The organism is Leisingera sp. JC1, assembly GCF_001679925.1.
Lineage (GTDB): Bacteria > Pseudomonadota > Alphaproteobacteria > Rhodobacterales > Rhodobacteraceae > Leisingera.
This window is the reverse complement of sequence record NZ_LYUZ01000136.1, coordinates 100,040-109,119: the sequence shown is the minus strand read 5'-3', so window position 1 is coordinate 109,119 and position 9,080 is coordinate 100,040. Positions and strand designations below refer to the sequence as shown.

Below are 9,080 nucleotides of genomic sequence, written 5' to 3'. Positions count from 1 at the left end.
GTCCATCAGTGCATCGCAGACCCGCCGCAGCCGGGCGTCACCCGGATAGGGCAGCGACAGCGGCGATTTCGGCGCCGCCCCCAGCTCAATCAGGATCAGCCGGCTCAGATGGTGCGCCCGCGGCGGCAGCGGCCAGGGATTGTTCATGCCGCACAGCGCCGCGATCAGCCCGGCCACGGCATAGACCAGCTGATGGCGAGGGTGGTCATGCCAGGCGGAGATATAGCCGTCCGGATAGCTGCGCGCATAGGTGACCACCCCGTGCGGTAATTCCTGCACGGCATCGGCGGAGGACCAGCCCCGCGCGGAGATGTCCGGATTTTGGCCCATTTGCGCGAAAACTGGCCCCACAGCCGCGAAAGGGCAAGCTAAAACGCAACCAAAAGGAGGCCGGAGCCATGCAAACCCTCACCAGCATAGATGAGCTTGAAGAGATCTACGGTGCCCCGGTGCCGCAGTCGCTAAGCAAAGTCGCCCCCAGCCTGACGCCGCTGTACCGCGACTGGATCGGCGCCTCGAAGTTCATGATCCTGTCCACCATCGGCCCTGAGGGCACCGACGCCAGCCCGCGCGGTGATGACGGCCCGGTGCTGCATATGGCGGACAGCCGCACCCTCTGGCTGCCCGACTGGCGCGGCAACAACCGGATCGACAGCTTGCGCAACATCGTCCGCGACCCGCGCGTCAGCCTGATGTTCATGGTGCCAGGCTGCAACAACGTCGTACGGGTGAACGGCACCGCAGTGCTGACCGCGGACGAGGACCTGCGCAGCCATTTCGCGCGCAAGACGCTGCTCCCCGCCACCGTCGCGGTGATCACCATTGAGGAAATCTATTTCCAATGCGCCAAGGCGCTGATGCGCTCCCGCCTGTGGGATGCAGAGGCTGACCGCCCCGCAGTGCCCACCGCAGGCCAGTTCCTGAAGGAACAGGAAGCGGGCTTCGAAGCCGAAGCCTATGACGCCGGCTATGCGGACTATGCAAAGTCCCGGATGTGGTGAGGCAACCGGCGGCGCGGCCCGGTGCCAGGCCGCAAGATGCGGCAGTGCATAAATTAAGACTTCACCGTGGCTGCGCTGCGGCAACTTGGATCTTGCCAACTCCTGCGCGTGATGTGCAAAGTGCATAACTGCTGCCCTCACATGGATAATCAGTCGTGCCGACACAGATGGACCGCACCAGCCGGACCTGGAAGGTCACCCCCGATCTGCTGGGCGTGATCGACTCTTCTGGCGTTTTCATGGACACCAACCCGGCCTGGTTCGACACCCTGGGCCTGCTGCCGGGTGAAATCGAAAGCCGCCAGTTCTTCGATTTCATCCACCCCGAGGACCTGTCCAGGACCGAAGCCGCCTTTGAGCGGATCAAGCAGGGCAAGCCGGTGCTGCAATTCGAAAACCGTTACCGGCACAAGGACGGCAGCTACCGCTGGCTGTCCTGGAACGCGGTGCCGGAGGGCGACCGCTTCTATTGCAGTGCGCGGGATGTCACCAAGTCCAAAGAAAACGCCGCCTCTTTGGCCTCGCGCGAGCAGGAGGCCCATTTCCGCGAGCAGTTCATCGCGGTGCTGGGCCACGACCTGCGCAACCCGCTGTCGGCCATCGGCGCCGCGCTGCGGCTGCTGGAGAATGAGCCGCAATCGGCCAAGGCGCTGGAGATCCTGGCCCTGGGCCGCCAATCCGTCACCCGCATGTCGGCGCTGATCAACGACATTCTCGATTTCGCCCGGTCCCGCCTTGGCGAAGGCATCGAAGTTGCACGTTCGGAAAGCACGGAGCTGCGGCCGGTTCTGTCGCAAACGGTTGAGGAAATCCGGCTGGCAAATCCGGACACTCCGATCACCGAAAGCTACAGCTTCACCGATCCGCTGTACTGTGACACGGACCGCATCGCGCAGCTGGTCTCCAACCTCCTGTCCAACGCGGTCACGCACGGCACGACGGGAAAACCTGTCACTGTGGCCGCTGGCGATGACGGCAGCGATTTCGTCTTGTCAGTCGCCAACCATGGCGACCCGATCCCGGCGGATACCATGGCCTTGCTGTTTGAACCCTTCACCCGCTCCGGCACCCGCGAGTCGCAGAACGGCCTGGGCCTCGGCCTCTACATCGCCCAGCAGATCGCTGCGGCGCATGGCGGCCGGCTCACGGCCGTCTCGGATGAAGCGCAGACCGTGTTTTCACTGCGGATGCCGCGCCAGGGGTGAATGGCGCCGCAGTTGCCGGACAGGCAGACAGGCTGCTTTGCTGCTACGGCCCATCCTTATCCTGCGGCCTGACGCTCGTAGTCCTCTGCGTCGAACCACCCCAGTGAGGAAGTGATCTTCATGCTGCTGTCCAGCTCCCACTCCTCCCAGCCGCTTACCTTGAGCGGGTTACCGGTATCCGCGTGGTGGCCTGTAAATGTCCACATGTACAATACATGGGCACCGGCCCCGCGGACACCGTCGCAGACGAGATGCAAGTCCGGCACATCCGCATGAAATCCAGCGGCCATCTCGGTGAGGCCGCTGTGACCACTCGACGGCTCTCCGCGGTTGATCACGATACTGCTGCTTGGAGCATGGAAAGCCGCGACCTGCTCTGGCACTTTTGAGTTCCAAGCCGCCGTATAGCCTTGCGCAAGATCGTCCAGCTGGGTTTGAGAGTATGGCATGTTCAACCTCCTGCCGTGCTGAACAGGCTAACTAGCGCTGGCCTAACAGGCGGCAAGCTGCACTCCCCCGACATTCAAGTATGAACACCGGGCGCTGCTTGCGGCCAACCCAGTGCGCCCTGCCCCTACCCCCAACAGCAAAAAGGCCGCCCCGTTGGGCGGCCTTCTCTGAATTCGAACTCTCCGGCGCCTTAGGCTGCCAGCGCGTCCTGTGCCTGACGGACGATTGCACCGAAGGCTTCGGGCTCGTGCACGGCCAGGTCGGCCAGAACCTTGCGGTCCACTTCGATGCCGGCCAGGGTCAGGCCGTTGATGAAGCGGGAGTAGGTCAGCGCTTCGTCGTGCGAACGCACAGCAGCGTTGATACGCTGGATCCACAGCGCGCGGAAGTTGCGCTTGCGGTTCTTACGGTCGCGGGTTGCGTACTGGTTCGCCTTGTCGACGGCCTGACGGGCAACTTTGAAGGTGTTCTTGCGGCGGCCGTAGTAACCTTTGGCTGCCTTGATGACCTTCTTGTGACGGGCGTGAGTTGTGGTACCACCTTTAACGCGGGACATATCTCAGATCTCCTCTTAGCGGTCGTAGGGCATGAAGCCCTTGACGATCTTTGCGTCCGGTGCGGACAGGGTGGTGGTGCCGCGGGCGTCGCGGATGAACTTGGTGGTCCGCTTGATCATGCCGTGGCGCTTGCCGGCCTGACCTGCTTTCACCTTGCCGGTGGCGGTAATCTTGAAGCGCTTCTTGGCGCTCGACTTTGTCTTCATCTTGGGCATTTCCGTCTCCTTCAATGCGGGTTCGCTAGACGCGCGACTCGGCATGCCTCGACGGCCGGCCGCGCGGAACAGAGCTGCCCTTTAAGCAATGAAGGCCGGATGGGCAAGCGGATTCTCTAGAAAAGCTGCGCTGCAACCCGGGAAAACACGTCCGGGATCTCTTCGACGCTGTAGCCGCCCGGGTTCACCATCACTGCATAGGTCACCAGCCCGATGGCAATCAGGATGGTCAGAACCGACGCGCGCGGCGCGCGGCGCTCGCTGAGCGCGGCCAGGATCCCCGGCACCGTGAAGGCCCCTATCACAAGCCCAAGTACCAGCGCCAGATCCGTCTGCATGACCCACCCCCATCAGCACAGCAACACGGGATGATGGTAGGGGCAGGCAGCGGCATTTCAATCACGCCCCTGCCCCGCGGCAGACCGGCCTGCATTTACTCCGGGTCGGTGCTGTAGATCAGCCGCTCGTCGCAGGGCGCGATGCGCAGGATGTTGGTGGTGCCCGGCACGTTGAAGGGCACGCCCGCAGTCACCACGATCTGATCGCCCTCAGCGGCATAGCCGCCTGCCCGCGCTGCCCGCGCCGCATTGACCACTGCGCCCTTGAAGCGGTCCAGTTCCGGCGTCATCACGCAGGTGCAGCCCCAGCTGAGGCACAGCCGCCGCGCGGTGGTGCTGACCGGCGTCATCGCGATGATCGGCACGCCGGGACGCTCCCGCGCCGTCAGCAGTGCGGTGGTGCCGGACTGGGTGAAGCAGCAGATCGCCTTGATCTCGGTCTTCTCTGCAATCTCCCGCGCTGCGGCGACGATGCCATCGGCCACCGTGGTGCCCTTGGCCGAACGCGAGGCGGCGATGATCTGGGTATAGGTCGGGTCCGCCTCCACCTCGATCGCCACCTTGTCCATCGTCCGCACCGCTTGCACCGGATACTGGCCGGCCGCGCTTTCGGCGCTCAGCATCACCGCATCGGCGCCCTCATAGATGGCGGTGGCCACATCGGAGACCTCGGCGCGGGTCGGCATCGGGCTTTCGATCATGCTTTCCAGCATCTGGGTTGCCACGATCACCGGCTTGGCGGCGGCCCGGCACTTGCGCACCAGCCGCTTCTGGATCGGCGGCACCGCTGCCACCGGCAGTTCAACACCCAGATCGCCGCGCGCCACCATGATGCCGTCGGAAGCGTCCAGGATAGCCTCGAAATCCTCCACCGCCTGCGGCTTCTCGATCTTGGACAGTACCGCGGCGCGGCCATCGGCCAGCGTGCGCGCCTCATAGACATCCTTGGCCCGCTGCACGAACGACAGCGCCAGCCAGTCCACCCCCAGTGCGCAGACAAATTCCAGATCCGCCCGGTCCTTCTCCGACAAGGCGGCCAGCGGCAGCACCACGTCGGGCACGTTCACCCCCTTGCGGTTCGAAATCGTGCCGCCGGTCTCCACCGTGCAGTCTGCAAAATCCGGACCGCAGTCATCCACCACCAGGCGGATCTTGCCGTCGTTCACCAGCAGGTGCGCCCCCGGCTCCAGCGCCTGGAAGATCTCCGGATGCGGCAGGCAAACCCGGCTCACATCGCCCTCCGCCTTATCAAGGTCAAGGCGGAACTTCGCGCCCTCTTCCAGCTCCTCAGCCCCATTGGCAAAGACCCCGACGCGCAGCTTCGGCCCCTGCAGGTCGGCCAGGATCGCGATCGGGCTGTCCAGATCCTGCTCCACCTGGCGGATGATCTTGTGCTTCTCGGCAATCTCCGGGTGGCTGCCGTGCGACATGTTCAGTCGGAACACATCCGCACCCGCCTCATGCAGCGCGCGGATGGTGTCATAGGTCTCAGAGGCCGGCCCCAAGGTGGCGACAATCTTCACATTGCGCGATCGTTTCATAGGGGTCTTCTCCTCCGGACCTGAATAATGTTACCGCAAACAGCTCGGGGTGCTTATCCCCCAATTCCCATTTCCGCGCAACTCCCGTAAAGAGAATGCGGCAAAACATATCAGGCTCATGACATACACTCCCTTTTTTGTTCACGGCGCAGACCGCCCCGCCCGCTGGCTGATCACCTGCGACCACGCAACCAACCATGTGCCGGAGTTTACCGGCGGCGGCGACCTCGGCCTCCCGCGCGAGGATATGGAGCGCCACATCGCCTATGACGTCGGCGCCTATGAGGTGTCCAAGCTCTTGGGCGAGATGCTGGATGCACCGGTGGTGGCCTCGAATTTCTCCCGCCTGGTGATCGACCCCAACCGCGGCGAGGACGACCCCACCCTGCTGATGAAGCTGTATGACGGTACCATCATCCCCGCCAACCGCCACGCGGGCGAGGCTGAGCTGAAGGAGCGGCTGGAAGGCTGCTACCGCCCCTACCACCGGGCGCTGGCGCGGCTGGCGGAACGGCCCCGCACCGTCATTGTCTCGGTCCACAGCTTCACCCGCCAGCTGCGCGGCCGCCCTCCGCGCCCCTGGGAGATCGGCATCCTGTTCCCCGAGGGCGAACGGTTCTCGCCTTTCGTCATTGACGAGCTGAACCGCGAGGACGGGTTGTGCGTGGGTGTCAATGAGCCCTACACCGGCTACCTGCCCGGCGACGCGATCGAAACCCACGCCACCAAACCGGGCCGCCCCAACACGCTGATCGAGCTGCGAAACGACCTGATTGCCGAGCACAAGGGCCAGCATATCTGGGCCGAACGCCTGGCCCGCATCCTGCCCAAGGCACTGGACGCCTCCGGTCTCTAACCCGGCATCCGGCGCGGAAAACGGCGTTTTCGTTGCAGAACTGGCCGCGCGCACCCATATCTGTAACGGAAACGCGGGATTTTCGGGGAAAGGAGCAGTCATGACCCAGGAAACCCTCTCTGCCTTTTTCGGCTGGCTGACCGTTTTGCATATCGGCCTGTTCACCCTCTCTGCCGTGCTTCTGATGCTGATGCGGGACTGGGTGGCAGGGCTGCATGCCCGCATGTTCGGGCTGGCGCCCGCGGATGTCAGCCTGACGGTCTACCGCTGGCTCGGCACCTACAAGATCGTGATCTTTGCCACCGCACTGGGGCCGTGGCTGGCGCTGCAGCTGATCTGATCAGCCGCCCGCGCCCATTGCCCGCCCCTGTCCCGGCTGCTAGGCCTGCGGGGACGCAAGACAATTCCGGAGCCACCGCCATGGACAAGCAAACCGAGATCGAAATCCAGGCCGCCGCCTTCCGCCGCCTGCAAAAGCACCTGATGGAAGACCGCACCGATGTGCAGAATATCGACCTGATGAACATGGCCGGCTTCTGCCGCAACTGCCTGGCCCGCTGGTACCAGGAGGCCGCCAATGAGCGCGGTATCGAGATGGACAAGACCGAAGCACGCGAAATTTATTACGGCATGACCATGGATGAGTGGAAGGCCAACTACCAGACCGAGGCCAGTGCCGAGAAACAGGCGGCCTTCGAAGTCGCCTTCAAGGAAAACGTGACCGACAAGCAGTAAGCAGCTGCTCCGCTGAACCGGGACACAGGGGCGCTGCCCCTCTTGGCCTTGCGGCCAATTCACCCCGGAGTATTTGCCCAAAGGTGAAAGAACCGGGTCGGCCGCAGCCTCAGCCCCTCAGCCGCAGGGCCGCGCGCGCTGGATCAACCGGCGCGCCATCCGCATCCATCAGCCCCACCCGCAGCGGCGCACCGCTCTCCCGGTCCACCACCCCGACCGGTGCCGCGCCGCCGGTGACATGCGCCTCCCCCCATTGCGCCAGCGCCAGAAAGGTCAGTGCCAATCCGCGTCCGGCTTCGGTCAGCACATAGGCCTGGCGCACCCGGTCGCCCGCCTCCTGATAGGGCTGCTTCTCCAGCACCCCGCGCGCCACAAGGCTGTTCAGCCGGTCCGTCAGCGTCGAGCGCGGCGCCTTCAGGTCTTCGCGCATGTCGTCATAGCGGCAAACGCCATAGAAAGCCTCCCGCAGGATCAAGAGCGTCCAGCGGTCGCCAAGGATTTCGGCAGCCAGCGCCATCGGGCACTGCTCCTTGGGCACCAGGGCGCGGCGGCGGACGGCGGGCAGGGTTTCACGGGAATCAGAAGCTGGGTTTGACATACGGACCCAGATAGGGGATTTCTATCTGAGTTCAAAATTGAGACTCAGATTCGCAAAAGGAAGGACAGCCCCGATGGCCAATCGCCCGATGGACCAGGATGACACGCTCGAAGATTTCGAGCCGCGACGGATCACCCTCAACGATGCGGAGAAAACCGTGCATGTCTCCGGCCAGGGCCCGGCGGTGATCGTGCTGGCGGAAATGCCGGGGATCAGCCCGCATGTGGCACGCTTTGCCCGCTGGGTGCGGGATGCGGGGTTTACCGTCTACATGCCCTCGCTGTTCGGCCGCGACGGCGCCGTGGCCACGGCAGAGGACGGTGCAGAGGTGTTCCGCCGCGCCTGCGTCAGCGCCGAATTCCGCGCCTTTGCAGGCGGCGGTTCCAGTCCGGTCACCCAATGGCTGCGGGCGCTGGCACGGCTGGCGCATGAGGAGTGCGGCGGTCCCGGCACCGGTGCCATCGGCATGTGCTTCACCGGCAACTTTGCGCTGTCGATGATGCTGGAGCCTTCCATGCTTGCTCCGGTTCTGGCCCAGCCCTCGCTGCCGCTGGACAACCCGGCGGGTGTCGAAAGCCCGCCGCAGGAACTGGCCGCAGTGCGTGAGCGGCTGGAGCGCGAGGACCTCACGGTGCTGGCCTACAGGTTTCAGGGTGACGCCTTCTGCCAGGCGCAGCGCTTTGCGGCTTATGCCGAAGCCTTGGGAGAGCGCTTTGACGCCCGCACCCTGCCGGACAGCGCCGCCGCCGCCGAGGTGCCGCCGTTCTTTGCCAGACATGTGCCCACCCCGCACAGCGTGGTCACCGCGCATCTGGTGGATGAGGCAGGCAGCCCGACACTTGCAGCGCGGGATGAAATCCTGAGCTTCTTCAGGCAGCGGCTGACAGCGGGCGGCTGATCACAGGGGCGGCGGGGCGGCCTTGCCCGCCGCCTCAGTTCTCCGGCCTCTCAAACCAGTCCAGCGCCATAGTGCTCCATCCCTTGGGCAGGCCATGGCCGCCCTTGTGCAGGATCAGCTCCAGCCCTCCGGCCTCACAATCCCAGCGCTTGCGCCAGAAACTGCCCGCGGCCTCATGCTCCGCGGCATTGCTGGGGCAGCCGTTTTCGCGCCGCCACAGCTGCAACCCCTCCCAGATGTCGGCCTGCACCACACTGGCGCCGGGGATGGCCCGGCCTTCCAGCGGCACGACGGCATCTGCAAACCCATGGATGTGCAGCAGCCGCACCGGCCCCTTGCAGCTCCGCGTCATCGGCAGCCAGAAACCACCGGAGACCGCTGCATACCCGGCCGCGAATTCCGGTGCCTGACAGGCCACATCCCAGACCATCGATCCGCCGCGGGAAAAGCCGCTCAGCAGCAGCCCATCCGGATCCACACCGGCCCGTTCCGCGGCATCCGCCAGCACCGCGCGCAGGAATTCCCTGTCGTTGCGGGGATAGGTGTTCCAGCCGTCTCGCACCGACCAGTCTGCGGGTTTGCCGTCCGCCCAGGGCAAGCCGCTGGGGGCAACCACCGCATAGCCGCGCTCTGTGAAGCCGCCACCAGCCCGGTATTGGCAACCACCTTGGCACCGCTGCTGCCGT

13 protein-coding genes and 1 pseudogene are annotated in these 9,080 nt (G+C 64.8%); 6 read left to right on the top strand and 8 right to left on the bottom strand.

Going from position 1 to position 9,080, the window contains the following annotated elements:
- A pseudogene (locus A9D60_RS22450) lies at nucleotides 1-330 on the bottom strand (AraC family transcriptional regulator); the annotation flags it as partial.
- Between the two features lie 68 nt (nucleotides 331-398).
- Between A9D60_RS22450 and A9D60_RS22445 the strand changes: the two are divergent.
- Together A9D60_RS22445 and A9D60_RS22440 are read left to right on the top strand one after the other, a co-directional pair.
- On the top strand, nucleotides 399-1,001 hold the full coding sequence (locus A9D60_RS22445; protein WP_065269645.1) for a pyridoxamine 5'-phosphate oxidase family protein: 603 nt from the start codon (nucleotides 399-401) through the stop codon (nucleotides 999-1,001).
- A gap of 155 nt (nucleotides 1,002-1,156) precedes the next feature.
- The gene (locus A9D60_RS22440; RefSeq protein ID WP_254656774.1) at nucleotides 1,157-2,206 is read left to right on the top strand and encodes a PAS domain-containing sensor histidine kinase; all 1,050 of its coding nucleotides are present in this window, start codon (nucleotides 1,157-1,159) and stop codon (nucleotides 2,204-2,206) included.
- A gap of 56 nt (nucleotides 2,207-2,262) precedes the next feature.
- On the opposite strand, the gene A9D60_RS22435 is transcribed toward A9D60_RS22440, so the two are convergent.
- The 5 genes from A9D60_RS22435 to pyk form a co-directional block, all read right to left on the bottom strand.
- Nucleotides 2,263-2,655, bottom strand: a complete 393-nt coding sequence (locus A9D60_RS22435; RefSeq protein WP_065269643.1) for a nuclear transport factor 2 family protein — start codon at nucleotides 2,653-2,655, stop codon at nucleotides 2,263-2,265.
- A gap of 191 nt (nucleotides 2,656-2,846) precedes the next feature.
- Complete coding sequence (gene rplT, locus A9D60_RS22430) at nucleotides 2,847-3,212, bottom strand: 50S ribosomal protein L20 (protein WP_008557989.1); 366 nt, start codon at nucleotides 3,210-3,212, stop codon at nucleotides 2,847-2,849.
- A 15-nt stretch (nucleotides 3,213-3,227) separates the two neighbouring features.
- Nucleotides 3,228-3,428, bottom strand: coding sequence for a 50S ribosomal protein L35 (gene rpmI / locus A9D60_RS22425; RefSeq protein WP_019298273.1), 201 nt, complete (start codon nucleotides 3,426-3,428; stop codon nucleotides 3,228-3,230).
- Between the two features lie 116 nt (nucleotides 3,429-3,544).
- Nucleotides 3,545-3,766 (bottom strand): hypothetical protein, encoded by a 222-nt coding sequence (locus tag A9D60_RS22420; protein WP_065269642.1) that lies wholly within the window; start codon nucleotides 3,764-3,766, stop codon nucleotides 3,545-3,547.
- A gap of 95 nt (nucleotides 3,767-3,861) precedes the next feature.
- On the bottom strand, nucleotides 3,862-5,307 hold the full coding sequence (gene pyk / locus A9D60_RS22415) for a pyruvate kinase (protein WP_065269641.1): 1,446 nt from the start codon (nucleotides 5,305-5,307) through the stop codon (nucleotides 3,862-3,864).
- A 118-nt stretch (nucleotides 5,308-5,425) separates the two neighbouring features.
- Between pyk and A9D60_RS22410 the strand changes: the two genes are divergently transcribed.
- The 3 genes from A9D60_RS22410 to A9D60_RS22400 all read left to right on the top strand — a co-directional run bounded on the left by A9D60_RS22410 (nucleotide 5,426) and on the right by A9D60_RS22400 (nucleotide 6,898).
- Nucleotides 5,426-6,163 (top strand): N-formylglutamate amidohydrolase, encoded by a 738-nt coding sequence (locus A9D60_RS22410; RefSeq protein WP_065269640.1) that lies wholly within the window; start codon nucleotides 5,426-5,428, stop codon nucleotides 6,161-6,163.
- 100 nt (nucleotides 6,164-6,263) lie between these two features.
- Complete coding sequence (locus A9D60_RS22405; RefSeq protein ID WP_039170461.1) at nucleotides 6,264-6,503, top strand: DUF6868 family protein; 240 nt, start codon at nucleotides 6,264-6,266, stop codon at nucleotides 6,501-6,503.
- An 80-nt stretch (nucleotides 6,504-6,583) separates the two neighbouring features.
- Nucleotides 6,584-6,898 carry a DUF1244 domain-containing protein gene (locus A9D60_RS22400; protein WP_065269639.1) on the top strand — a complete coding sequence of 105 codons (315 nt, stop codon included), beginning with the start codon at nucleotides 6,584-6,586 and terminating at the stop codon, nucleotides 6,896-6,898.
- A gap of 109 nt (nucleotides 6,899-7,007) precedes the next feature.
- Here A9D60_RS22400 and A9D60_RS22395 read toward each other — a convergent pair whose 3' ends face one another.
- Nucleotides 7,008-7,496 (bottom strand): winged helix-turn-helix transcriptional regulator, encoded by a 489-nt coding sequence (locus A9D60_RS22395; RefSeq protein ID WP_237754612.1) that lies wholly within the window; start codon nucleotides 7,494-7,496, stop codon nucleotides 7,008-7,010.
- Nucleotides 7,497-7,569: 73 nt separating this feature from the next.
- Here A9D60_RS22395 and A9D60_RS22390 point away from each other — a divergent pair, with 73 nt between their 5' ends.
- Nucleotides 7,570-8,394, top strand: coding sequence for a dienelactone hydrolase family protein (locus A9D60_RS22390; RefSeq protein ID WP_065269638.1), 825 nt, complete (start codon nucleotides 7,570-7,572; stop codon nucleotides 8,392-8,394).
- A gap of 34 nt (nucleotides 8,395-8,428) precedes the next feature.
- Here the strand turns inward: A9D60_RS22390 and A9D60_RS22385 are convergent, their stop codons facing one another.
- Nucleotides 8,429-9,010: an alpha/beta hydrolase family esterase gene (locus A9D60_RS22385; RefSeq protein ID WP_254656773.1), complete on the bottom strand. Its 582-nt coding sequence runs from the start codon at nucleotides 9,008-9,010 to the stop codon at nucleotides 8,429-8,431.
- Nucleotides 9,011-9,080 lie beyond the last annotated feature (70 nt).